We start from the raw sequence: 22,565 nt of genomic DNA, 5'->3' as shown, positions 1-22,565 counted from the left end.
ATGACTGCTTCCCTACCGAATTGCAGCAAAAAAATCAGTACCACCAATCTTTGACCTCGCGCCAAAACTCATCGCCGTACTTCAACGCAAGCACCCCGCACACGAATATGGCAACTACGACAATCGCTGTTATCAAACCAAAATTCGACAACATAAATTTAAAGACAATCAACAGAGCAATGAAAACACCCAAGAGTGCACCGCATCCGAAGCGCATTATTTTCTCCGGCTCGCTTAGCATCTCTTCCTCTGTATCCATTTTTTTATTTATCAAAGGTTCTCTGAAAATTTACTAATTTCAAAAACTGACTAATTTGAAGATCTGCATCTCGTTGGCCACGTGACTTTGACATCAAATTTGACGCCAATGAGTAAAATCTTTCAGCGCAGAGCGCAGTGAACCCTGCATAGCGGATTAAAGCAGCAACGCGCCCACCAGCCCGCTGACCACGCCCACCAGCACCGTCAGCAAGCCCACTACCACCAACACCTTGCCGTCGAAGTCCTTGCGCAACATCAGCAGCGACGGCAGGCTGACGCTTGGCAGCGTCATCAGCAGCGCCACTGCAGGCGCCATGCCCATGCCTAGCGACAGCATGGTCTGCACGATGGGAATCTCGGCGGCGGTAGGGATCATGAACAGCATGCCGACAATCGCCATCGGCAGCAGCCACAGCAAGCCGTTGCCCATGGCGCCGTCGACATGCGGAAACAGCCAGACCCGCGCCGCGCCCAGCACCAGCACCGCCAGCACGTACACCGGAATGGTGCTCCAGAACAGCTGCCACAGGCTACGCGCCCAGCGCGCCATGAAATTCTTCTGGTCTGGAGTACTGGCGTCAGCCACCGCTGCCAGCGCTGGCTCCGGCATTTGCTCGGGCCGCGAAATGCGTTGCGCGATCACCGCAACGCCGAGCACCAGCACGACGCCCGCCACCAGGCGCAAAGCGACGAAGCCCCAGCCCAGCACGAAGCCCATGAACACCAGCGTCGCCGGATTCAGGACCGGATTGGCGATCCAGAAGGCCAGCGCGGCGCCCACCGAAACCTGCTGGCGGCGCATGCCGGCCACCACCGGCGCGGCGCAGCAGGTGCACATCATGCCCGGCAAGGCGAACAGGCCGCCGCGCAAGGCGGAGCCGAGGCTGCTGCCGCCGAACATGCGCAGCAGCCAGTCGCGTGGAATCAGCACTTGCAGCAAGGAACCCAGGAGCACCCCCAGCACCGCGGCTTTCCAGATCGCAAGGAAATACACTTTGGCGTAGCTCAAGGCAGCGCTGAGCGGTTCGCCAGGGCTGTCGTTGAGAATCGAGGCGCCGATGCTGTGCTTGTCGGCGGCGACGAACGATTTCAGGTAATAAGGCGACCATTTGACGTAGTACAGGCCGATCACGGCCACCAGTACAAACAAGGCCGGCTTCCACCAGAACGACAGGCCTCTTGTGGGTGATGGGGGAGAAAGAGTGTTCATGGCGGCGTAATAGATAGTTGAGTGGACGATGACACCGCATGATAACCCAGCACCAGCGCCATACGGCAGGGCTACGGCCATTATCGGCATGGCGCCGGCATTCTCCTTATGGCCGGCACAAGGCGGTCACGAATTCCAGGAAGGCGCTTACCTTGGCAGGCGGCAGATGGCGCGAGGGATACAAGGCATACAGCGGGAACAATTCGTCGCGCCAGTCTGGAAACAGCTCGATCAGCCGGCCCTCCTGCAAGGCGCGCTCCACCCCGAGTTCAAACACCTGGGCAATCGCATGCCCCGCCTCGCACACGCTATACAAGGTTCCGGCGTCATTGACGGTGAGCCGGCCTTTCCCGGTGAGTATGACGCGTTCGGCGCCGCGATGGAATTCCCAGGCAAACGGCCGGCCTGATTCGGGATCGCGGAATTCGATGCGGGCGTGCTGGCCGCTGTCCAGTTCGGCCGGCGTCTGCGGCCGTCCGTGCCGCCGCAGGTAGGCTGGCGCCGCCACCGTCACGACACGGGTCTCCAACAGCTTCCTGGCGATCAGCGAGGACGAAGCCGGATGGCCAAAACGCAAGGACAGGTCGACGCCGTCCGCCACCAGATCGCCTAGCTGGTTGCTGGTAAACAGATCCAGCTGCAATTCCGGGTAGCTGTTCATGAACCTGTCCAGCGCCGGGCCGAGAATCAGGCGGGAAAAGTAGGGATCGATATTTACCCGCAGGCGTCCGCGCACCGATTGCGCGCTGGCGGCGGCGCCATCGGCAGCCTGCTCCAGGCTAGCCAGCAAGGGCGCGATCTCTTGATACAAGCGCCGTCCTTCATCGGTCAGCGTGACCGAGCGCGTAGTGCGGTCGAACAAGCGGATGCCAAGGCGCTTTTCCAGCCTGGCGATAGCGCGGCTGACGCCGGAAGGCGTCATGTCCAGGCTTTCGGCGGCTTGCACGAAGCTGCCGCCGTCTACCACTGCCGACAACACTGCCATGCCCCGACCAGACGTCCGTCGAAACTCATTAGTGATTTCTCGTCATTTATTCAATGACACTCATGCTATCGGAGAATTTATCCTAGCGCAGCATAATTCTCGCCAACGCGACAACAGTCGTTTTCAACAGGAGAAACAAGATGTATGCAATCACCGGTATCAGCGGCAAGGTCGGCGGCGCAGTGGCCCGCACCTTATTGGCAGAAGGTCACGCGGTGCGCGCCGTGGTGCGCGACGCCGCCAAGGGCGAAGCCTGGGCAAAACAAGGCTGCCAGGTGGCGCTGGCCGAGATGAACGATGCGGCGGCGCTGCAAAGCGCGTTCAGCGGCGTCGACGGCGTATTCATCCTGATGCCGTCGAATTTTGCGCCCTCGCCTGGCTTTCCCGAGGTAAGGCGCATCCTGGCAGCGCTACACCAGGCGCTGGCTGCAGCCAGGCCGGCCAAAGTAGTGTGCCTGTCGACGATCGGCGCGCAAGCGACACAGACCAACCTGCTGACCCAGCTGCAGATCATGGAAACCGAACTGGGCAGGCTGGATCTGCCGCTGACCTTCCTGCGGCCGGCCTGGTTCATGGAGAATGCTTTATGGGATGTGGCGCCGGCGCGCAACGACGGCGTGATTCCCAGCTTCCTGCAGCCGCTCGACAAGCCGGTGCCGATGATCGCCACTGCCGACGTGGGCAGGGTGGCGGCTGAATTGCTGCTGGAACAATGGCAAGGCCGGCGCATCGTTGAACTGGAAGGACCGGAACGGATCACGCCGAACCAGATCGCGGCCACCTTCGCCGAACTGCTGGCGCAGCCGGTACGCGTGGAAGCCGTGCCACGCGAGACCTGGCGCGATATTTTCAGCGCCCAGGGTGCGATCGATCCAGAGCCGCGCATGCGGATGCTGGACGGCTTTAACCAGGGCTGGATCGAATTTGCCGGAACGGCGCGTAAAGGCAAGGTGACGCTAGCCACGGTGCTGAAGCAATTGCTGGCGGCGCAGGCAGTTTAAGCAGCCTGCTATTTGCCAGGGCAAAAAAAAACCCGCCTGACCTTCCGGTAGCGGGTTGAATCCAAACCTTAGGAGGTGTTGGAGGAGACAGGTGTAACTATATGGCAGTGCAGCATCGATGTCTGCTTTATTATTTGTATAACAGTTATAGATAAATCACATATCTCCTGGAGTGCTCAAATCGGCCCGCGGTCGATGCGCTTGCTCAGGATGATCGAGGTCGAAGTGTGCCGCACGCCTTCCATGGCGCCGATCTGGTCCAGCAGACGGTCCAGCTCATCGGTCGATTGGCAGCGTAAGGTCAGCATGTAGTCGATCACGCCGCTCACCGCGCACAGCGTCTCGACCTGTGACATTTTTTGCAACTGCTGTACTAAAAGTGGTGCATTGCGGGAATCGATCGAAATGCCGACGTAAGCGCGCACCGCCGGCTGGTACAGTTCCAGGTCCAGGCGCACGCCATAACCGGCGATCACACCCTTCTTTTCCATTGCCGCCAGGCGCGCGATCGCGGTAGTCCGGGCGATGCCGACGCGCTTGGCGACGGTCGCCATGGAAAGCCGCGCATCGTCCATCAGCAAGGCCAGGATTTTGTGGTCGACTTCGTCAAGTTTCTCTCTCATCGCTACAATCCATCTTCAATAATCGTCAAATTGTATCGTTATTATACATTTTGACGACTATTTACACTCTATTATCTGACTTTGCTTGAATTTAGAATGGTGTCAGCAGAACAGCGGCATCGGCCATAACTAAATAACCAAGAGTGAGCGACGACATGACTACCAAACTGATCCTATTAGGCGCCGGCAAGATCGGCGACGCCATCCTCAACCTGTTGTCGCACACCGGCGACTATATCCTGACCGTGGCCGACCGCGATCCGCAACGCCTGGAATACGTGAAGCAAGCAGGCTTTCCGAACGTGACGACGATCCTGGCGGACATTTCGCACGCCCCAACCGTGACCAAGCTGATCAGCGGCCATGACGTCACCTTGTCGGCCTGCCCTTATTTCCTGACACCGGTCATCGCCGCAGCGGCCAAGGCTGCCGGCTCGCACTACTTCGACCTGACCGAAGATGTCGAAAGCACCCGCTTCGTCAAATCGATCGCCCAGGATTCGACCACCGCTTTCGTGCCGCAATGCGGCCTGGCACCTGGCTTCATTTCGATCGTCGCCAATGATGTCGCCAATCGTTTTGAAACCCTGCACGACGTCAAGATGCGTGTGGGCGCGCTGCCGACTTTCCCGAGCAACGCACTCAAATACAATCTGACCTGGAGCACCGACGGCCTGATCAACGAGTACTGCAATCCTTGCGAAGCGATTGTCGACGGCACCCTGCGCGAAACTTCGCCGCTGGAAGAGCTGGAACATTTCTCGCTGGACGGTATCGACTACGAAGCATTCAACACTTCGGGCGGCCTCGGCACCCTGTGCGAAAGCTGGCAAGGCCGGATCCAGAACCTGGATTACAAGACTGTGCGTTACCCAGGCCACCGCGACATCATCAAGATCCTGGTGCGCGACCTGCAACTGGGCAAGCTGGAACGCCGTCCGATCCTGAAAGAAGTGCTGGAAACTTCGATCCCGATCACCAAGCAAGACGTGGTGCTGACTTTCGTCAGCGTCAGCGGCATGCGCGATGGCCGCCTTGAGCAAGAAACCTATGCCAAGAAGATCTACAGCCAGCACGTCAACGGCCAGCTGCTGTCGGCGATCCAGCTGACTACCGCGGCAGGCATCTGCGCGATGGTCGACCTGGTGGTGACCGGCGTGTTGCCGCAAAGCGGCTTCGTGCGCCAGGAACAAGCGACTTTGTCCGACTTCCTGGGCAACCGCTTCGGCCAGTTCTACGCCAGCCACGCACCTGGCCACGGCGGCTTTGCACCAGCCAGCAATACCGACTACAACAAATTGAAAGCGGTTGCTTAAACTGATCGCCAGCAAGCCAACAAACAGCACCAGCTAAAACGGCCGGTATAGCTCGCGAGAGTTATACCGGCCGTTTTTTTTATCGTCCGCGATGGATTCAGGGAAAATCAGAAAGACATGCGGGCACCGAGCGAGAAGACATTGTTGACTACGCCGCCCTTGCCGAACTGCGCATCGTAATTGCCATACCAGCTCCACTTGCGGTTGACCGCGGTGGTGATGCCGATGCCAGCCCAGCCGCTATTGCGCGCCAGGCCGATGCCTTGCACGTTGAAACCAGCGGTCGGCGCACCAACGAAAGCAGCGTTGAAATCCAGGTTGCCGCTGTTGAAGCCGTGCTGCCAGGCGCCGTAGGCTTGCAGATTGCTGCTGCCGCCGAACCAGTCAAACCTGGTGTCGCCGCGCAGACCCAGTACGCTCGCAGTCTGTTGATAGGTGTTGCTGCCAGCGGTCAGGCCGAAGGCGCTGCCGGCTTCCGTGAAGCCGCCGCGCTTGAGGCGATCGTAGCTGATGCCGGCAAACGGCGTCAGCGTTGCTGTCGGCGACAGCTGGCGTACGTAGCCGGTTTCGGCATAGGCCGAGATCATGCTGTCGGTATGGTTGGCGGACAGGCTGTCGGTTTCACTACCGAGCAACGCCGTACGGTTGATCTTGCTGGTGATGCTGGCGACACCGGCGCGGCCGGAAACATACACGCCATCCTTGCTCAGCGCATAGCGGCCGTATAGCGACAGGCTGGTGTTCTGGCTGTCGGAAGCGCCACCGAAGCGGTCGAAGCTGGCTTTGCTTTCCGAGTAGGAGAGCGCAGCGCCGACGATCGCCTTGTCATTCAGATGCGTATCGAAACCGAACTGGCCGCCCCAGGTTGAGGTATCGGCCGAGGAATAGCCGGACTGGCCGAGCTTGCCGGTGGCGCCGATCACGCTGGCCCATAAACCGGCCTTGGCATCCGATGAAATCGGGCTGCCCAGCAGCGCCAGGCGATTCGACAAATCACGGTTGATGGCTTGCGACTGCTGGAAAGTCAGGGCCTGCGACGAGGCGTAGATCTGGCCCGACAAACTATCCAATACCTGGCCGGCAGCCGCAATATCCGCCGTGCGCTGGATGGCCGCGGCGCTGCTGAGGAACGCTGCATTATTGCCGCCGGTATTGCCGCTGGCGACCATGGCGTCGGCGGCCTTAAGCCCCTGTTCGACATTGGCTGCGCTGCTGGTGCGGGTAGGATCCGCCGCGAAAGCTTTCGCCGCCACCGCCTGCACGTCATTGCGCGCGACGGTGAGATCGACCTCGGTTGGCGTATAGCCCAGCGTCGCGCTCAGGAAAGTGCCGGGATTGAAAGCCGTACCGTCATGTTCAAACGAGACGTCCTGGAATTGTCCGGTGACGCCGTTAGCGGCCGTCAGCACCTTGCCTTTGACACCGACCTGCTGCGCCACATAGCCGGACGGATCGCTGCTGCCGGCCGGCGTGGTGGCGACCAGGTGCGAATTGCCGAGCGCCGCGTTGCCGCCCACCGTCAAGGTCGTGTTGAACTGGTTGGCCAGCACCGCGCTGGCGCTGGCGGTGTAATTGCCGTTGATGGTCATGCCGTTGCCGGTATTGCTGAGACGGCCGTAATTGAAGACGCTGCCGCCGACCTTGCCGCCGTCGCCGGAGAGGATGCCGGCGCTGTCGATCGTCACCGCGGTCGCTACCGCGCCGGTGACGTTGAGCGTGCCCTTGAGAATTTCAGTGGCGCCGCTATAAGTGTTATTGCCGGCCAGCGTCAGCGTGCCCGTACCATCCTTGAGCAAACCGCTATTGCCGCCGATGTCGTTGCCAAAGGTCGAGCTGACGGAATCGAACTTGGCGACGAAGTTGCCGCCCAGCGTTAGCCGGGTATCGAACAAGCCCGGTCCGCTGGCAGCCTTGCTGGCGTTCAGCAAACCCCAGCCGTAAGTGGCGGTATCGCCCATGCTGGTAGCGGTCGACAAGATGGTCTGGCGGATCTGGTCGGCGCTCATCCAGGGAAATGCCTGCTGCACCAGCGCTGCCGCGCCGGTGACCGCAGGCGCGGCAAACGACGTGCCGTAAACGCGGCCGCCGGCGCTCGCCGAGATGAAATCGCCGGGCGCAGCCAGGCACCAGTTGGCGGCTTCGCCGCAGCGGTTGGAATAGCTGGAAATCACGCCCGGTGTAGTGTCGCTGCTGCTGTAGCCTTGCGCACCGCCGGCGGCGTTCACCGCCACCACGGCCAGCCAGCCCTTTTGCAGGTCCGGATACAGAGCCGGCAGACCGGCGGTCAGGCTGGGATGGGCGCTGCCGTCATTGCCGGCGGCCCAGATAAACAGGCTGCCTTGGCTGACGAACGGCTGATAAATATTGTAGAAGGTCGGGCCGTTGCCACCCGGCGTGGCGATCGAGCCGAAGGCGTTCGACTGGTTGAACAGGCGCGCGCCCTTGTTGAACAGATCCTGGTACACCGGGCTGGTGAACGAAACATTGTCGCCGCCGGTGCCAACCGCGGCCCCCAGCATGCTGACTGCCGGCGCCACGCCGTAGGTGCTGCCGCCCAGAGCTTCCGCCACTTCGCTGCCGTGCGGATTGCCGGCGCCGCCGCTGGCGTAGACGTATTTGGTCAAGCGTCCGGCAAACTCCGGATCCGATACATTGAAATCGGTGTCGACCACCGCCACCGTGACGCCGGCGCCGGTAATGCCGCGCGCATGCGCTGCATTGGCATTGCTCGGATCAGAGGGGCTCAGGACCGGGGTCGCTGCTGTCGGGGTAGCTGTGGTTGGCGCCGGATTGGTCGCCACCGGCGGCTGGGCGCCATCGGAGGAGTTACTGGAACCGCCGCCACCGCCGCCACAGGCTGCGAGCGTACTCATGACGGCGATGGAAACGACTGATAAAGGAAAACGACTGATATGTTTGCGATTCATGGGTCTACTCGATTGAATAACTTGCGGCAAACACAGTCTGAAAAAGTCGTACCTGTCTTACGCCAAATTACGTGGTGAAAATTTGCTTGCAAAGATACCGTTGGACCATCGCAGATACAATGCAAGGCTGTCATTAAATGCTAAAAAAATGAGCAGTTTCTGTAAAATGTTGTGAAATCGCTGCATGCAAGATCGTCATCTTTAGTAGAAAATAGCAAGTAGTTATCATTAAATGACTGCAGACTAACAACTAAATGGCAAATTTGAAACATTCTTGAATCCTACGTTTTTCGCTCATCGATACAAACGATCAGGACAAAAAAAAGCCTGCCTTTCGGCAGACTTTTTATCGAGATGCAGCCATCCCTACGGGACCGCCATCAGCTCTGCAAAACCACTTTCCATGCTTCCGCCTGCCCCAGGAAACGTCCGGCATCCAGGACCTGCAATTGCTCTCCGCGCTGCAGAACAAAAGTAGGAAAGCCCTGGCCGCCAACCTGGTTCAGCAGCGCTCGGCTGGCAGCGATGTGGGCCTGGGCGGCAGCGCCGCCGTGCGTCGCAAACGCGCTGTCGAACTGGGCTGCATCAAGGCCGATTTCCAGGGCCAGGCTGCGCAGCACTGCGGTATCGGCAACCCGCAAGCCCTGCACATAGTGCGCAGTCTGGATCCGCGCCAGCATGGCCAGCCCGCGCCCGCCGCAAGCGTCGGCGGCTAGCACCGCAGTGATCGGCGGATCCGAATCCAGCACAGCGCTGGTGTCCAGCAGCAAACCGTTGAAGTAGCTGTCGCCGAACGGCTGGCCGGTCATCGCCGCAATCCTGTGATCGTGCTGCATCACGTAGTTGCGCAACTGCGCACTGACCTGCTTGCGGTTGCTGCCGCTCAGCATGCCGCCGCCATGCAATACGATGGCAAGGCCGTCGACCTCTTGCGCCGCTTTCAGCAAGGGCGCGGCGCCATAGCACCAGCCGCACAGCGGATCGTAGATGTAATGCAGCACTGTGCCGCTGGCGGCCCGCGGCGCCGCTGCGTCGTCTGCCCCGGCGTCAGCTGCGCCGGGCAGCACGCAGCTGTCGTCGTTGCAATGATTGCGCTCTACCATTTCATTTCACCTTTGCTGACCTTGGCGCCCAGCTCCAGGGATGAGACGCCGTCCAGGTTCGGGTAATGCTTCTTCATGGCTTCGATCAGGGCTGCAGAATCCTTGGCCTTGACTGTCTCAGCTTCATAGGTCTTCAAGTAGTCTTTGGTGAAGCGCACCGATGCGATGTTTTGCGGTGCGCCGGCACTGAAATGGCCTGGCACCACGACTTGCGGATGCAAGGCGCTGATCTTGTCGAGCATCTTGATCCATTGCTGGCGCGAGGCCAGGGTCTGGGTATCGGCCGTCCACACATGTTCATTACCGACCACCAGCACACCGCCCACCACGGCTTTCAGCGATGGGATCCAGACGAAAGTGCGGTCCGGGCTGGCGCCTTCGAGGCCGATGACTTCCAGCTTGCGGCCTTCCAGCGTCAGCGTATTGCCTTCCAGTGGTTCCGGCACGATCAGCTGCTTAGGTGCATTGGCGCCCAGCTTGGGGCCCCAGAATGCCAGCTTGCCATCCATGGTTGCCTTGATGTGGGCGACCACCGGCGCCGGCGCCACGATCCTGGCGTCCGGATAGGCTGCCTTCAGCACTTCCAGGCCAAAGTAATAATCGGGATCGCCATGGCTGATGTAGATGGTGGTCAGTTTCTTGCCGCTGTCCTGCACTTTTTTCAGCAGTTGCTCAGCGCTGGCGCGGTCGAACTGGGCATCGATGACGATGGCGTCAGTCTTGCCGGTTATCAACTCGGACGACACCGGGAAAATGCCGCTGGTGCCCGGGTTATAGACTTCCAATTTGAGCGGTTGCGGCGCTGCGCTGGCGGTGGCGGCAATCATCAGGCCGGCGGCAGCTGCGAGCAGTGAACGGAATACAGTAGGTTTAAACATTGATATCTCCAGAGTGCAGTGAAAGAACCATCATCATAGTTGCCAAAAACGATGCGAAAAACCCCATAATGATGCATAGTTTGTTGCATGAATCGATCTAATCGATCTAATCGATTGCATAGATGAGGACGTAGACAGGAATAGCCATGGACAGATTGATCGCGATGCAAGTCTTTGTCGAGGTGGCCGACCTGGGTAGCCTGACCGCCGCCGCCGACAAGCTCGACATGTCGCGCGCCATGGTGTCGCGCTATCTGGCCGAGCTGGAGGAATGGGTTGGCGCGCGCCTGCTGCACCGGACCACCCGCAAGCTCAGCCTGACCTCGGCCGGCAGCGATACCTTGCCGCGTTGCCGGCAAATGCTGGACATGGCCGGCGACATCCAATCCTCGGCGGCAGCGCCCGAGAACACGCCGCAAGGGACGCTGCGCCTGACCTTCAGCATGTCGATGGGACAAACCTATCTGGTGCCGCTGCTGACTCGCTTCCTCAAGCGCTATCCCGCCACCGCGATCGACATGCTGATGGTGGACCGCACCGTCAACCTGATCGAAGAACGGATCGACCTGGCGATCCGTATCACCAATGCGCTCGATCCCAACCTGATTGCGCGTAAGCTGGCGGTATGCCACTCGGTGGTGGTGGCGGCGCCGTCCTATCTGGAACAGCACGGCACACCGAAAACCATCGAAGACCTGGCCCTGCATAACTGCCTGACCTATTCCTATTTCGGTAAAAGCCTGTGGGAATTCGAGAAGGATGGCGTGCCCGTTAGCGTGCCGGTGGGCGGCAACATGAGCGCCAATGAATCGTCGGTGCTGCTGGAAGCGGCGGCATGCGGCGCCGGGATCGCCTTGCAGCCGCTGCACGCCGCCGCAGGATTGCTGCATAGTGGTAGACTACGGGCGCTGCTCGGCGAATATCGCCCGCGCGAATTGAGCATTTACGGCGTCTATGCTTCGCGCCGTCAAATGCCTGCCGTCCTGCGCGCCATGCTCGATTTTCTGGTCGAGGAATTCAGCGCAGACTCCGGCTGGGAAGCGCCGGTCCATTGACGACGTCATTTCTTCAGGCGATTGCGCCAGACAACCTCACCCGCTGACGCCATGTGCGGCTTTGCCGCCCTCGCCGGATCAGCACCTTGTACCTAATCGCAAGCCGGCCGGCCCGGCGCGATGCCCGATCTCCGGCTCTATAGCTTCACCTCGTTTTTACCAAGCGAATCAAACAATGCAAAAAATTTCTACGCTGACCCGCAACACCCTGATGTTCCCGCTGGCCCTGGTGCTGTTCGAATTTTCGGTGTACATCGCCAACGACATGATCCAGCCCGGCATGCTGACGGTGACCCGCGAATTCGGCGCCAGCGCGGCCTGGATGGCCTCCGCCATGACCGCCTTCCTGGTGGGCGGCGCGATCTTCCAATGGCTGTTCGGACCGCTCTCGGATCGCATCGGCCGCCGTCCTGTGATGCTGGGCGGCACGCTGTTTTTCATCATCGCTTGCCTGGCGACGCTGTTCTCGCGCAGCATCGAAAGCTTCATCGCCTTGCGTGTGCTGCAAGGCATGGGCTTGTGCTTTATTTCTTCGGTCGGCTATGCCGTGGTGCAGGAGGCGTTCGAAGAAAAGGCAGCGATCCGGGTCACTGCCCTGATGGCGAATGTGGCGCTGATTGCGCCGCTGATCGGCCCGGTTGCAGGCGCCTTCATGATCGAGGTTCTGCCGTGGCGCATGGTGTTCGTGTTCATCGCCGCGATTGCCACCATCGCCTTGATCGGCCTGGCGCGGCACATGCCTGAGACCGTCAAGCCGCGCAAGGAGAAACTGCCGCTGATGCAGATCTGGCACGACTACCGTGAAGTGGTCGGCAACCGCCATTTCGTCAAGGCAGCGATGTGCATGCCTTTGCTGGCGATCCCTCTGATCGGCTGGATCGCGATGTCACCGGAAATCCTGGTGGCCGACGGCCATCTGAGCGTGATCGAATACGGTTACTGGCAAATTCCGGTGTTCGCCTGCCTGATCGCCGGCAACCTGGTGCTGGCACGCCAGGTCGATCGCTGGCGCCTGGGTAGTTCGATCAAGATCGCGCTGTATCCGATTGCAGTCGGCATCCTGATCATGCTGCTCGGCGCCGCTTTCCTCGACAAGCCTTATTTCCTGGTGGCGGCAATCAGCGTGATCGCCTTCGGCGAAGGCTTGTCGGCGGCGGTGATGATACGTTTCACCCTGACTGAAAGCCCGGTCTCGAAAGCTACCGTGGCCGCTACCATGGGCATGATCAACATGACCCTGTATGGCGTCGGCATCGAGCTGTACAAGGTGTTTTACCTGTATGCGGGAATGATGGGTTTTGCGCTGTTCTCGACCGCTGTCATCGGCTTGTACTGGCACCTTTCGCGCAGCGTGGTAGCGCGCGCCATGCAGGCGCGGGTGACCGGCCATGAAGAGAAGGAAGCGGGACCGCTGATCTGACCTGAAGGGATTGCCGGAAGCATCTGCGCTTCCGGCATTGAAGCCGGGCGGCGTCTGTCTACAGAGACCTTACTCGCTGCGCTTCTGGCTGATGATGCTCATGAACTCGCGCCGCGTCGACGGATCGTCGCGGAACGCGCCCAGCATGCGGCTGGTCACCAGGCTGGTGCCCGGCTTGTGGATGCCGCGCGTGGTCATGCAACCGTGCGATGCCTCGATCACTACCGCCACGCCCTTCGGCAGCAAGACCTGCTGCAGGGTATCGGCGATCTGCACCGTCATTTTTTCCTGGATCTGCAGGCGCTTCGCATAGATATCCACCAGGCGCGCCAGTTTCGAAATCCCCACCACGCGCCGGTCCGGCAGATAGGCCACGTGCGCCTTGCCGATGATAGGCGCCATGTGGTGCTCGCAATGGCTTTCAAAACGGATGTTGGTCAGCACCACCATCTCGTCATAGCCTTCCACTTCCGAAAACGTGGTCGACAGGATCTCGACCGGATCCTTGCTGTAGCCGGCAAAGAACTCTTCATAGGCGCGCGCCACGCGCGCCGGCGTGTCCAGCAGGCCTTCGCGGTCAGGATCGTCGCCCGCCCAGCGCAGCAAAGTACGAATCGCCGACTCCGCCTCGGCCCGGCTTGGACGTTCCGGCAAGGTGCTGGCCGCCGTCGCTGGCAATGAATCTTTTGAGCTCATCTGCTTACCCTCATCTGCTTACCTTTTTAAAATAATTTTTACTTGCCGCTGTGCAGCCGCACACTTATGCTGAATTCATTCGGTCAAGCGCGGCGGCCAATGCCGACAGTGTAATTCAGCTATCGCATTAGTGCATTCGATTAGTCAAAACACGTCGTTTGCGCAATGCAACATCGAAACCTGGCGCGGTAATACCCCGTTATTACCTGCACAAGTTTTCATGGTCCCATACTCGACCTTCTCTGCCCCACCAACCTCACTGAAAGAACCATCATGAGCGCAAAGAAAATCCTGATCCTGGCCGGCGACTACGTTGAAGATTATGAACTGATGGTGCCGTTCCAGGCCTTGCAGATGGTCGGCCACCAGGTCGACGTGGTGTGTCCGAACAAAGCCGCCGGCGCCCAGATCCGCACCGCCATCCACGACTTTGAAGGCGACCAGACCTATAGCGAAAAGCCGGGCCATAACTTTACCTTGAATGCGGCGTTCAGCGATGTCGACGTCAGCCGCTACGACGCCTTGCTGATCCCCGGCGGCCGCGCCCCGGAGTACCTGCGCCTGAATCCGCGCGTGATCGAAATCGTCCAGCAGTTCCATGCCTCCGACAAGCCGATTGCCGCGGTCTGCCATGGCCCGCAATTGCTGGCGGCGGCCGGCGTGCTGGAAGGCAAAACCTGTTCGGCCTATCCTGCCTGCGCGCCGGAGGTCAAGCTGGCCGGCGGCAAGTATGCCGAAATCGATATCGCCGCGGCGCACCGCGACGGCAACCTGGTGACCGCGCCGGCATGGCCGGCCCATCCAGCCTGGCTGGCATTGTTCCTGACTGCATTGGGGACCCGCATCGAGTTATGATGCCAGCGTGCGGCTGCCAGTGCGGCCGCATTTTTACCAGCATGCTCAACTGCAAGAAGCGAGGCGTTCGATGTGTCAGATTTATGCCCAGGCCGATCCCATACTGTATGAGTCGCGCGCCCGTTCGGTGCGCATCATGGGCGTCATCACCACCATCAAGCTGGAGAACCTGTTCTGGCAGACCCTGGCGGAATTGGCGGCGGATAACGACCTCACCACCAACCAGCTGATCGCCAAGCTGCACGATGAAGTCACTACCCACCTGGGCGAAGCCAGCAATTTTTCATCTTTCTTGCGTGTCACCTGCCTGCGTTACCAGAGCCTGAAAACCGACGCCGGATTTGCCACCACGGCAGCCACGGCGGCGACCAAGATCAGCGCCGCGGCTTAGGCAGCCGTCGACAGTTTCAAACCGATCAATCCCAACACGATCAGGCTGACGCTGCCGATGCGCGCCAGGCTGGCCGCCTCGCCCAGCAGCACGATGCCGGCAATGAACGATCCCACCGCACCGATCCCGGTCCATACCGCATAGGCGGTGCCCAGCGGCAGGGTGCGCATGGCGAGCGCCAGCAGCCAGATGCTGATGGCCATGCCGGCCACCGTGATCACAGATGGCCAGAGGCGGGTAAAACCTTCAGAGTATTTGAGGCCGACGGCCCAGACGATTTCAGCTAAGCCGGCGAGAAAGAGAATGATCCAGGCCATGCGACCTCCAGTAGTGGGGTCGTCCCCGGATAGAATGCAGTGCCAGGTCGTCCAGGCACCGGATATCAAAAGAACATTAGTATAGCGGTTTCGCCGCTTTCCTGCCCCTCCACCCTCTTTGAACGCCATGACAAAAACCTTCGGCTTGTTCCTGCTGACCGCCATCGCCGAACTGCTCGGCTGCTATCTGCCCATGCTGTGGCTAAACAACAAAGGCTCGGCATGGCTATTGCTGCCGGCGGCAATCAGCCTGACCGCTTTCGTCTGGCTGCTGAGCTTGCACCCTGCCGCCAGCGGCCGCGTGTATGCGGCTTACGGTGCGGTGTATATCGCCACGGCAATTTTCTGGCTGTGGAGCGTCGACGGCATTGCGCCGCGCTGAACCGATCTGCTGGGGGCAGGACTGGCATTGTCAGGCGCGGCGGTGATTGCCTTGGGTGCGCGCTCCTGACAAACTCTGACCATAACAGTTAGTGCACGCCTATCCATCCAAGGCCAGCGGCAAACACCACATACAGCAAGCCGAACAGCGCAAGGATGCCGCCGCTCAGCATGCCTTTGCGCAGCAAGGCATACAGGCCGAACATCGAGATCATGGTGACCGCGGCAGCCCAGATCAATGCCGGGCTGAGCATCCACGGCGTAAAGATCAGCACCAGCGCGGTCGGGATGGTGGCCTGGATCATCATCGCGCCGCTGATATTGCTCAGGGCCAGCGTCTGCTTGCCCTGCCGGACCCAGATCACGGCGTTCAGGATTTCCGGCAGTTCGGTTGCAATCGGACTCAGCAACAAGGCAGTCAGCTGCGGCGAGATGCCGAGCCAGGGAGAAATTTCACCGAGCTGATGCACGAACAGCTGCGAGCTAAGGAAAATCACCACTAGCGCCACCAACGTCTGCAGCAATGCCCAGCCCAGCACCGGCTGCGGATCGTGGGGACGGAACTTGAGCGGCTCCAGCTCGTGGATCTCGGCATCGGCATCTTCTTCCTTGCGCATTTCGCCCCAGATGTAGACACCATAGGCCAGCAGGAAAAACACGCCCAGCCAGGGCTTGATGGCAAACGCCACCAACCCGAGGCCGACCTTGACCACGAATATCCCGATGAACCAGGCTTGATCCCGGCTCAGGCGTGCGGCGGCGCTGGCAGAGAGCAGGATGCTGCCGAGCTTCTTGCGGTTCAGGATGAACATCAGCCCCACCACTGCATAAGCGATGGTGGCCAACACCAGCGGACCGCCGAGGGCGGCGCCGACGCCGATTTCGCGGTGCGCGGCATCGCGCCCGAACACTACGGCGACAAAGGTCACCACGCTTTCCGGCAAGGCCGTGCCGAACGCCGCCAGCACCGTCCCTACCGCGCTCTGGGCAATGCCGAGCCGGCGCCCTACCCATTCGATGCTATTGACGAAATATTCACAGGACAAGTAGATGACGACGGCAGAGCCGAGCAGCAAGGCGATAGCGAGCATCATGCGCGCACCCCGGCCACGAATGCATGGGACAAGACAAGCAATAATACGGGGGGAAAGCTGGCTGCAGCGGTGCGCCGGCACTGCCATTGGCGATAATTAAACATGGGACATCCTGAGGGCCGGGCACTGACGAATGGCGCGACGCCTTCGCCCGGCCGGGTGAAGGACATGCACCATAGGTCTTGCCAAACCGTGCGGTCGCGCATGCCATGGCGTAAATTGGATACAGCGCCAAGTATGTTGACATGCGCTCTTCGAAAGACTCGAAGGCGGCTACTCCCCTAAGGAGCCGCAATTTTATCACTGAAATATTGCCGGCGGCAATGAAGGCAGCCACATCCTTAAACATTCTCCCGTGCAACAAGCCAGGGTAACAAACGGCTTGGATAACAGATAACAGGCGCAAAAGAGATAAAATGGCGGCTTATTTGTAACGGAGCACATTTTTATGAAATGGGCAGTAGTCAGTATTTTCATTTTGTCGGTGTTGTATGTCCACTTTCGCGGCAAGGCGCGCTTGCCGTTTTTCCGGCAGCTGTTCGACCATTCGTCGATCATGGCGCCGCTCAACATCTTCATGTACATGTTCTCGAAGGTGCCGACCAACACGCCTTATTTGCCGACCAGCACCTTCGCCGACCTCAAGATCCTGGAAGACAACTGGGAAACCATCCGCGATGAAGCACAGGGCCTGATTGGCCTGGAAAAAATCCGTGCCGCGGAAAAAAATGACGACGCCGGCTTCAACTCTTTCTTCAAGGCCGGCTGGAAACGCTTCTACCTGAAATGGTATGACGCCAGCCATCCGTCGGCCGAGCAGTTCTGTCCGAAGACCGTGGCGCTGCTGCGCCGCACGCCGAGCGTCAAGGCCGCCATGTTCGCCGAACTGGCGCCGGGCGGCACTTTGAATCCGCACCGCGATCCGTTCGCCGGTTCGCTGCGTTATCACCTCGGCCTGGTGACGCCGAACGACGACCGCTGCTTCATCGAAGTCAACCAGCAGCGCTACAGCTGGCGCGACGGCCAGGGCGTGGTGTTCGATGAAACCTATATCCACTGGGCGCAAAACGGCTGCGACAGCAACCGCATCATCATCTTTTGCGACATCGAGCGGCCGATGCGCTACCGCTGGGCGCAAGCCATCAACCGCTGGCTCGGCCGCCACATGATGAGCGCGGCGGCATCGCCCAACGAAACCGGCGACGAGACCGGCGGCATCAACAAGCTGTTCCGTTTCGTCTGGGCTGCCGGCCAATACCGCCGCCGTCTGAAGAAATTCAGCAAGCCGCTGTACATGTGCATCAAGTTCGGCCTGATCATCGGCGTGGTGTTAGCCATCATCTATCTCTGATCTCGGTCCCAGAAACGTTTTAGCAAGCCGCCTGCGGGCGGCTTTTTTGCGCCCGTTTTGCATCTGTCTTGCGTCCCTTTTGCAGTGAATATACAGATCGTTATATTGCGATGCGGAAATATAAATCAGCTTTCACGGGTAGACTACCGTTTCTACTCGCCATAAGGAAAACCCATGATGACTCGCTCGCTTATTTCCGCAGCTTTCCTGTCGCTTGCCGCTTACTCCGCCGTCCCATCGCTGGCGCAAGACAGGGGCAGCGATGGGCTCACTGAATCCAACGCCCAGAACCGCCCGGTCAAGGTCATGATCATCACCATGTTCGGTCCCGAAGGCCAGGCCTGGCTGGATCGCATCGGTCCCTGGAAGACCGTCTCCGTGCCCGGCCTGTCGCCGGACTATCCCGATGTCCATTGCAACCGGCAAGACGTCTGCGTGGTCACCACCGGCATGGGCTACGCCAATGCATCGGCGTCGATCATGGCCCTCACCTTCTCGTCGCGCTTCGACCTGCGTCACACCTATTTCCTGATCTCCGGAATTGCCGGCGTCGATCCTGGCCGCGCCACTGTCGGCTCAGCCGCATGGGCCAAGTATCTGGTCGATTTCGGCATCCAGTGGGAACTCGATGCGCGCGAAATCCCGGCCGGCTGGAATACCGGCTATCTCGGCATCAACACCAAGAGCCCGACTGACAAACCGCCGCTCGACTATCGCAACGAAGTCTTCCAGTTGAATCCGAAACTGGCCGACGCCGCCTTCGCGCTGTCGCGCAATGTGGTGCTGGCAGATAGCCCGCAAGCACAAGTTGCGCGCTCCAAGTTCAGCTATGCGCCGGCCAACCAGCCGCCGACCGTGGTCCAGTGCGATATCGCTTCCGGCAATACCTGGTGGTCCGGCACGCTGCTCGGCGAACGCGCAAGACAGTGGACCAAGATCTTGACCGACAACAAAGGTGTCTACTGCATGACCGCACAGGAAGACAATGCCACTTTCGAAGCCTTGAAGCGCGCATCCAGCATCAAGCGAGTGGACCTGAGCCGGGTCGCGGCATTGCGTACCGGATCGGATTTCGACCGCCCTTACCAAGGGCAGACCAGCGCCGACAACCTGCTTAACTATGCCGACCAGGGCGGCTTCGTGCCGGCCACCGAGAATCTGTACCGCGCCGGGAATCCGCTGGTGCAGGATATCGTGACGCATTGGGGCGAGTGGCGCGACGGCGTGCCGCGCAGGTAAATGCTGGCGGCCGACGCTTCAACGTGTCGGCTGATTTTTATACGATAGTCAGGTCTTTTCAGGAGTTAGCGATGTAACTCTCTAAAAAGACCTGGCGTAACGCCAAACCGGCGCTCGAACGCTTTGGTGAATTGCGCAGCCGTTGAAAAGCCTGTCCTGGCGGCGATTTCCTTGAGGCTGAGCTTGGCAGCCAACAAATGGCGGGAATGGTCGAGGCGCAAGGTTTCGACAAAACGCCCGGGAGTTTCACCTATTGCATTGGTGAATTTCCGGTGAAAGCTGCGGCCGGACATGGCGACGCGCGCAGCAAGCTCGGGGACATCCAGCGTTTCCGTCAGATTGTTTTTCATCCATTCGACCAGCTCTGAAAACGGCCTTCCGGCGCGCGCCTGCGCGCTCAGCATTGGACTGAACTGCGATTGATAGCCGGGGCGCCGGGCGTACAGCACCAGGCGCTGGGCAACCGCGTGGGCGACGGCGCTGCCTAAATCCCTTTCCACCATGGCCAGGCACATGTCGATGCCGGTAGTCACGCCGGCCGAGGTCCAGACGCGGCCATCTTCAATATACAAGGCGCTCATGTCGACCTTGGCCGCGGGATTTTGCTGCGTCAGCGCGGCCCCGCTATTCCAATGCGTCGTCACCCGCTTGCCATCGAGCAGCCCGAAATTTCCCAGCACCAGGGCGCCGCTGCAGACAGATCCGAAACGCTGCGCCACAGCCGCCGTCGCCAGCACCCATGTGCGCACCGGTGGCGTGGCAGCCAGCTGGCGCAGGCCGGATTCGTCGCCGCCGACCAGCAGCAGCGTATGCACCGAATGCGGCGGCAGGTCCCCGATGGCCACGGTGAGGATGCTCACCGCGCTGTTGCTTTGCACCGGACCGCCTGCCGCCGACAGAATATGCACCCGATAAAACAATCGTCCGCAAGCATCGTTGGCGGCGGCAAAGACCGCGGCGGGGCCGGTGATGTCCAGTATCTGCATGCCGTCGAAAGCGAGCAGCGCCATATCGATGGGATTTGTCATTGGCAGAATTTAATACATATCTGTCATTTATGCCACAGCCGGCCCCTGTAGAATTACCTGGCCCCTCTCAACGCGCCGCATAAGCAAAGGAAAAAACATGTCAGATGCAATTCATATCGGCTTTTTGCTGTTTCCTAACGTCACCCAGCTCGACCTGACCGGACCGGCGCAAGTACTGAGCCGCGTGCCTGGCGCCAAAGTGCACCTGGTATGGAAGAAGCTTGAACCAGTCATGACCGACGTCGGCTTTTCCATCAATCCCAGCGACACCTTTGCCGGTTGCCCGCCGCTGGATGTGTTGTGCGTGCCCGGTGGCATCGGCATGGGCGATCAGCTCAACGATGCGGAAACGATCGCCTTTTTGCAACGGCAGGGAGCCGGCGCGCGCTATGTCACTTCGGTCTGCAACGGCTCCTTGCTATTGGGCGCGGCAGGGTTATTGAAGGGCTATAAATCGGCCTGCCACTGGATGTGGCGCCAGTATCTGCCGCTGTTCGGCGCAGAAGCGGTTGCCGCCCGGGTAGTACGCGACCGCAATCGCCTCTCCGGCGGCGGCGTGACAGCCGGCATCGATTTTAGCCTGACGCTTGCGGCCGAACTTGGCGGCGACGAGCTGGCGAAATCGCTGCAGCTGGTGTTCGAATACGATCCACAGCCGCCGTTCGATTGCGGCTCGCCGGAGAAGGCGGGAACAGAGCGTGTGGCGCGAATCCTGGCGGCGCAGGAAAAACGGATCCAGACCGTGGAAGCGCAAATCCGGAATGCTGCGCGGATCGCCTAGTACGCGGCCTCGTCCGTTGGACACCCGCGGCAGTTTAGGCACAAATATCAGATGCCGGCCCGGCACCAATTGCTGCATTTAAGATTTTCGACGCTATTGCCGCAACCAGTTCTTCTCCACAATTGTTCGCCAGCGATGTCCGGATGCAGCCCATCCCCAGGTTTTCTGGGGATGGGCTGACGCCAGTCAGAAGCAATTTTCAAACAACAGCTAATACACAAAAATACACAATATACTTTTATTTTGTGTATTTATGTGTATTTATGTGTATCATTAAGATGAACAGCGCCGACACTGTCAAGCAACTGAAGGCCGCCGGATGGAGGCACGTCTCTACGCGAGGCAGCCACCACAAATATCGCCATCCTGTCAGCGGAAAATCAATGATTGTCCCGTATCCGAAAAAGGATCTGCCGCTTGGCACGGCCGAGAGCATCTTGAAACAGGCCGAACTGAAGTGAGGACGAACATGCTATATCCGCTTTATGTATGGAAAGACAAAGACAGCGCCTACGGCGCCAGCTTTCCGGATCTTCCCGGCGTGTTTACCGCCGCAGACGAATTGAACGCCCTGCCGGCAAAAGCCCAGGAAGCAGCTGCAACCATGTACGAGGGCGAGACACATATTCCCGAAGCGACATCGATCGAAAAATGGAAAGACGCAGCAGACTATGCCAATGGTTACTGGATGCTGGTGAATATTGACCGTTCCAGAATCAATACAAAACCTGTGCGGCTCAACATTTCATTACCTGAAAATCTGCTGCGCGAAATTGACGCCTTCGCCAAAGCCCATCAGCTGACGCGTTCCGGCTTCCTGGCTCAGGCTGCATTGAAAGCGATGGCTCGGTAAAAAACCAGGAATCGCGGTGAGCGACAGGCTCGGATCAAGCCACGCTTAATTCAATCTGCTTGCCAAGTGCGTTCATTGCCTCGGAAATTCTGTCGATCTTGGTGGTGTGGCGCAAATCGATCAGGCGATTCACTTCCTGCTTCGTGGTATCCATCCGCAGCGCCAGGTCGGTTGGCCGTATTTGCTGCTCGAGCATTTCATTGAGTAATAACACCTTGGCAGCCACGCTTAGGGGTAATTGAATAAGCCGCTCGCCCTTCTTAGCTTTTGAAGGCAGTGGAACCTGACGCTTATCCTCGAAATAGAAATCCATCGCAGTAAGCAGACCATCAGCAGCCATTTCCAGTGCCTCGACTTCGGTATCGCCTTGAGTGATTGCTTCCCGAATATCGCGAAAGGTCACAACAAAACCGCGGCTTCTTGATCGGGTGTAAATGCTGCTGGGTATTTCATGGCGACTCCTGATTTTGCCTAGCGGCTACTTTACTGATGTACCCGTTATAACGGCTTCTCAACGAGTTTGACAAAGTATCAAGGGCATTCCAGTTCCTGAAACCACGAATGTCGCTAGCCAAAAAACTTAAAAAGCCCGGCGCAAGACAGATTTCTGAGAATTCAGAAGTAAGCAGGCGCTATGGCGGAAAGTGAAGAGGTGCAGATAAACGCCAGGATGAACAGCGCAAGAAATGTGGCGGCGGCAAGGCAAGGCAAGGCAAGGCAAGGCAAGGAACCTTGCCATGAACAAGAAGATTTACTAAGGTCGTATCAACACGCAACGATAAGCAATCCTTTCGAATTGC

22 protein-coding genes, 2 pseudogenes and 1 riboswitch are annotated in these 22,565 nt (G+C 59.3%); of the genes and pseudogenes, 12 read left to right on the top strand and 12 right to left on the bottom strand.

Going from position 1 to position 22,565, the window contains the following annotated elements; all coding sequences use genetic code 11:
- Positions 1–34: 34 nt before the first annotated feature.
- From CPter91_RS06040 to CPter91_RS06030, 3 genes and pseudogenes are all read right to left on the bottom strand, one after another.
- Positions 35–259, bottom strand: coding sequence for a hypothetical protein (locus tag CPter91_RS06040; protein ID WP_150119633.1), 225 nt, complete (start codon positions 257–259; stop codon positions 35–37).
- A 156-nt stretch (positions 260–415) separates the two neighbouring features.
- Positions 416–1,471 (bottom strand): permease, encoded by a 1,056-nt coding sequence (locus CPter91_RS06035; RefSeq protein ID WP_061938274.1) that lies wholly within the window; start codon positions 1,469–1,471, stop codon positions 416–418.
- A 106-nt stretch (positions 1,472–1,577) separates the two neighbouring features.
- Positions 1,578–2,485: pseudogene (locus CPter91_RS06030) on the bottom strand (LysR family transcriptional regulator).
- A 111-nt stretch (positions 2,486–2,596) separates the two neighbouring features.
- Between CPter91_RS06030 and CPter91_RS06025 the strand changes: the two are divergent.
- Positions 2,597–3,457 (top strand): NmrA family NAD(P)-binding protein, encoded by an 861-nt coding sequence (locus CPter91_RS06025; protein WP_061938268.1) that lies wholly within the window; start codon positions 2,597–2,599, stop codon positions 3,455–3,457.
- 176 nt (positions 3,458–3,633) lie between these two features.
- Here CPter91_RS06025 and CPter91_RS06020 read toward each other — a convergent pair whose 3' ends face one another.
- On the bottom strand, positions 3,634–4,080 hold the full coding sequence (locus CPter91_RS06020) for an Lrp/AsnC family transcriptional regulator (protein WP_061938265.1): 447 nt from the start codon (positions 4,078–4,080) through the stop codon (positions 3,634–3,636).
- A 155-nt stretch (positions 4,081–4,235) separates the two neighbouring features.
- Between CPter91_RS06020 and CPter91_RS06015 the strand changes: the two genes are divergently transcribed.
- On the top strand, positions 4,236–5,396 hold the full coding sequence (locus CPter91_RS06015) for a saccharopine dehydrogenase family protein (RefSeq protein ID WP_061945893.1): 1,161 nt from the start codon (positions 4,236–4,238) through the stop codon (positions 5,394–5,396).
- Positions 5,397–5,503: 107 nt separating this feature from the next.
- On the opposite strand, the gene CPter91_RS06010 is transcribed toward CPter91_RS06015, so the two are convergent.
- The 3 genes from CPter91_RS06010 to CPter91_RS06000 all read right to left on the bottom strand — a co-directional run bounded on the left by CPter91_RS06010 (position 5,504) and on the right by CPter91_RS06000 (position 10,304).
- Entirely contained in the window at positions 5,504–8,323 is a 2,820-nt protein-coding gene (locus CPter91_RS06010; protein WP_167595134.1) for an autotransporter serine protease, read from the bottom strand.
- Between the two features lie 380 nt (positions 8,324–8,703).
- On the bottom strand, positions 8,704–9,426 hold the full coding sequence (locus tag CPter91_RS06005) for a DsbA family protein (RefSeq protein WP_082792636.1): 723 nt from the start codon (positions 9,424–9,426) through the stop codon (positions 8,704–8,706).
- The gene (locus tag CPter91_RS06000; protein ID WP_061938259.1) at positions 9,420–10,304 is read right to left on the bottom strand and encodes an MBL fold metallo-hydrolase; all 885 of its coding nucleotides are present in this window, start codon (positions 10,302–10,304) and stop codon (positions 9,420–9,422) included. The genes CPter91_RS06005 and CPter91_RS06000 overlap by 7 nt, the downstream gene beginning before the upstream one ends.
- Positions 10,305–10,450: 146 nt before the next feature.
- On the opposite strand from CPter91_RS06000, the gene CPter91_RS05995 reads away from it, so the two are divergent.
- Positions 10,451–11,359 carry a LysR family transcriptional regulator gene (locus tag CPter91_RS05995; protein ID WP_061938255.1) on the top strand — a complete coding sequence of 303 codons (909 nt, stop codon included), beginning with the start codon at positions 10,451–10,453 and terminating at the stop codon, positions 11,357–11,359.
- 175 nt (positions 11,360–11,534) lie between these two features.
- A complete protein-coding gene (locus CPter91_RS05990) occupies positions 11,535–12,779 on the top strand; it encodes an MFS transporter (protein WP_061938252.1) in 1,245 nt (414 codons plus the stop codon).
- A gap of 69 nt (positions 12,780–12,848) precedes the next feature.
- On the opposite strand, the gene folE is transcribed toward CPter91_RS05990, so the two are convergent.
- On the bottom strand, positions 12,849–13,475 hold the full coding sequence (folE, locus tag CPter91_RS05985) for a GTP cyclohydrolase I FolE (protein ID WP_061938247.1): 627 nt from the start codon (positions 13,473–13,475) through the stop codon (positions 12,849–12,851).
- Positions 13,476–13,748: 273 nt separating this feature from the next.
- Between folE and CPter91_RS05980 the strand changes: the two genes are divergently transcribed.
- A complete protein-coding gene (locus tag CPter91_RS05980) occupies positions 13,749–14,330 on the top strand; it encodes a DJ-1/PfpI family protein (RefSeq protein WP_061938244.1) in 582 nt (193 codons plus the stop codon).
- Positions 14,331–14,400: 70 nt separating this feature from the next.
- Positions 14,401–14,721 (top strand): ribbon-helix-helix domain-containing protein, encoded by a 321-nt coding sequence (locus tag CPter91_RS05975; RefSeq protein WP_061938241.1) that lies wholly within the window; start codon positions 14,401–14,403, stop codon positions 14,719–14,721.
- Here CPter91_RS05975 and sugE read toward each other — a convergent pair.
- Positions 14,718–15,038, bottom strand: coding sequence for a quaternary ammonium compound efflux SMR transporter SugE (gene sugE / locus CPter91_RS05970; protein WP_061938237.1), 321 nt, complete (start codon positions 15,036–15,038; stop codon positions 14,718–14,720). The genes CPter91_RS05975 and sugE overlap by 4 nt on opposite strands.
- Before the next feature lie 127 nt (positions 15,039–15,165).
- Here sugE and CPter91_RS05965 point away from each other — a divergent pair.
- Positions 15,166–15,489, top strand: a pseudogene (locus CPter91_RS05965) (YnfA family protein).
- Between the two features lie 19 nt (positions 15,490–15,508).
- Here CPter91_RS05965 and CPter91_RS05960 read toward each other — a convergent pair.
- Positions 15,509–16,513: a sodium:calcium antiporter gene (locus CPter91_RS05960; RefSeq protein WP_061938234.1), complete on the bottom strand. Its 1,005-nt coding sequence runs from the start codon at positions 16,511–16,513 to the stop codon at positions 15,509–15,511.
- Between the two features lie 114 nt (positions 16,514–16,627).
- A riboswitch (yybP-ykoY riboswitch) is annotated at positions 16,628–16,800 on the bottom strand.
- Positions 16,801–16,961: 161 nt separating this feature from the next.
- Between CPter91_RS05960 and lpxO the strand changes: the two genes are divergently transcribed.
- Positions 16,962–17,864: a lipid A hydroxylase LpxO gene (lpxO, locus tag CPter91_RS05955; RefSeq protein ID WP_061938231.1), complete on the top strand. Its 903-nt coding sequence runs from the start codon at positions 16,962–16,964 to the stop codon at positions 17,862–17,864.
- 174 nt (positions 17,865–18,038) lie between these two features.
- Positions 18,039–19,103 (top strand): purine-nucleoside phosphorylase, encoded by a 1,065-nt coding sequence (locus CPter91_RS05950; RefSeq protein WP_061938229.1) that lies wholly within the window; start codon positions 18,039–18,041, stop codon positions 19,101–19,103.
- Positions 19,104–19,168: 65 nt separating this feature from the next.
- On the opposite strand, the gene CPter91_RS05945 is transcribed toward CPter91_RS05950, so the two are convergent.
- Positions 19,169–20,131 (bottom strand): GlxA family transcriptional regulator, encoded by a 963-nt coding sequence (locus CPter91_RS05945; RefSeq protein ID WP_061938227.1) that lies wholly within the window; start codon positions 20,129–20,131, stop codon positions 19,169–19,171.
- Positions 20,132–20,228: 97 nt separating this feature from the next.
- On the opposite strand from CPter91_RS05945, the gene CPter91_RS05940 reads away from it, so the two are divergent.
- The 3 genes from CPter91_RS05940 to CPter91_RS05930 all read left to right on the top strand — a co-directional run bounded on the left by CPter91_RS05940 (position 20,229) and on the right by CPter91_RS05930 (position 21,765).
- Positions 20,229–20,912 (top strand): DJ-1/PfpI family protein, encoded by a 684-nt coding sequence (locus CPter91_RS05940; protein WP_061938224.1) that lies wholly within the window; start codon positions 20,229–20,231, stop codon positions 20,910–20,912.
- A gap of 143 nt (positions 20,913–21,055) precedes the next feature.
- Positions 21,056–21,373: a type II toxin-antitoxin system HicA family toxin gene (locus CPter91_RS27690; protein ID WP_417924843.1), complete on the top strand. Its 318-nt coding sequence runs from the start codon at positions 21,056–21,058 to the stop codon at positions 21,371–21,373.
- Between the two features lie 8 nt (positions 21,374–21,381).
- Positions 21,382–21,765 (top strand): type II toxin-antitoxin system HicB family antitoxin, encoded by a 384-nt coding sequence (locus CPter91_RS05930; protein ID WP_061938220.1) that lies wholly within the window; start codon positions 21,382–21,384, stop codon positions 21,763–21,765.
- Between the two features lie 34 nt (positions 21,766–21,799).
- Here the strand turns inward: CPter91_RS05930 and CPter91_RS05925 are convergent, their stop codons facing one another.
- Positions 21,800–22,168 (bottom strand): type II toxin-antitoxin system HicB family antitoxin, encoded by a 369-nt coding sequence (locus tag CPter91_RS05925; protein WP_335340117.1) that lies wholly within the window; start codon positions 22,166–22,168, stop codon positions 21,800–21,802.
- Between the last annotated feature and the right edge of the window lie 397 nt (positions 22,169–22,565).

Origin of the sequence: Collimonas pratensis, from assembly GCF_001584185.1 — a bacterium.
Taxonomy (GTDB): domain Bacteria; phylum Pseudomonadota; class Gammaproteobacteria; order Burkholderiales; family Burkholderiaceae_D; genus Collimonas; species Collimonas pratensis.
This window is presented reverse-complemented; position numbering and strand designations above follow the sequence as displayed.

Coding starts and splice junctions, on each gene's coding strand:
- CPter91_RS06005 (WP_082792636.1), bottom strand. CDS start 9,426: ATGGTAGAGCGCAATCATTGCAACGACGACAGCTGCGTGCTGCCCGGC.
- CPter91_RS05980 (WP_061938244.1), top strand. CDS start 13,749: ATGAGCGCAAAGAAAATCCTGATCCTGGCCGGCGACTACGTTGAAGAT.
- CPter91_RS06000 (WP_061938259.1), bottom strand. CDS start 10,304: ATGTTTAAACCTACTGTATTCCGTTCACTGCTCGCAGCTGCCGCCGGC.
- CPter91_RS05995 (WP_061938255.1), top strand. CDS start 10,451: ATGGACAGATTGATCGCGATGCAAGTCTTTGTCGAGGTGGCCGACCTG.
- CPter91_RS05960 (WP_061938234.1), bottom strand. CDS start 16,513: ATGATGCTCGCTATCGCCTTGCTGCTCGGCTCTGCCGTCGTCATCTAC.
- CPter91_RS05945 (WP_061938227.1), bottom strand. CDS start 20,131: ATGACAAATCCCATCGATATGGCGCTGCTCGCTTTCGACGGCATGCAG.
- CPter91_RS06010 (WP_167595134.1), bottom strand. CDS start 8,323: ATGAATCGCAAACATATCAGTCGTTTTCCTTTATCAGTCGTTTCCATC.
- CPter91_RS05990 (WP_061938252.1), top strand. CDS start 11,535: ATGCAAAAAATTTCTACGCTGACCCGCAACACCCTGATGTTCCCGCTG.
- CPter91_RS05940 (WP_061938224.1), top strand. CDS start 20,229: ATGTCAGATGCAATTCATATCGGCTTTTTGCTGTTTCCTAACGTCACC.
- CPter91_RS05975 (WP_061938241.1), top strand. CDS start 14,401: ATGTGTCAGATTTATGCCCAGGCCGATCCCATACTGTATGAGTCGCGC.
- CPter91_RS06035 (WP_061938274.1), bottom strand. CDS start 1,471: ATGAACACTCTTTCTCCCCCATCACCCACAAGAGGCCTGTCGTTCTGG.
- CPter91_RS05930 (WP_061938220.1), top strand. CDS start 21,382: ATGCTATATCCGCTTTATGTATGGAAAGACAAAGACAGCGCCTACGGC.
- CPter91_RS06025 (WP_061938268.1), top strand. CDS start 2,597: ATGTATGCAATCACCGGTATCAGCGGCAAGGTCGGCGGCGCAGTGGCC.
- CPter91_RS06040 (WP_150119633.1), bottom strand. CDS start 259: ATGGATACAGAGGAAGAGATGCTAAGCGAGCCGGAGAAAATAATGCGC.
- CPter91_RS06020 (WP_061938265.1), bottom strand. CDS start 4,080: ATGAGAGAGAAACTTGACGAAGTCGACCACAAAATCCTGGCCTTGCTG.
- folE (WP_061938247.1), bottom strand. CDS start 13,475: ATGAGCTCAAAAGATTCATTGCCAGCGACGGCGGCCAGCACCTTGCCG.
- CPter91_RS27690 (WP_417924843.1), top strand. CDS start 21,056: ATGCAGCCCATCCCCAGGTTTTCTGGGGATGGGCTGACGCCAGTCAGA.
- lpxO (WP_061938231.1), top strand. CDS start 16,962: ATGAAATGGGCAGTAGTCAGTATTTTCATTTTGTCGGTGTTGTATGTC.
- sugE (WP_061938237.1), bottom strand. CDS start 15,038: ATGGCCTGGATCATTCTCTTTCTCGCCGGCTTAGCTGAAATCGTCTGG.
- CPter91_RS05950 (WP_061938229.1), top strand. CDS start 18,039: ATGATGACTCGCTCGCTTATTTCCGCAGCTTTCCTGTCGCTTGCCGCT.
- CPter91_RS06015 (WP_061945893.1), top strand. CDS start 4,236: ATGACTACCAAACTGATCCTATTAGGCGCCGGCAAGATCGGCGACGCC.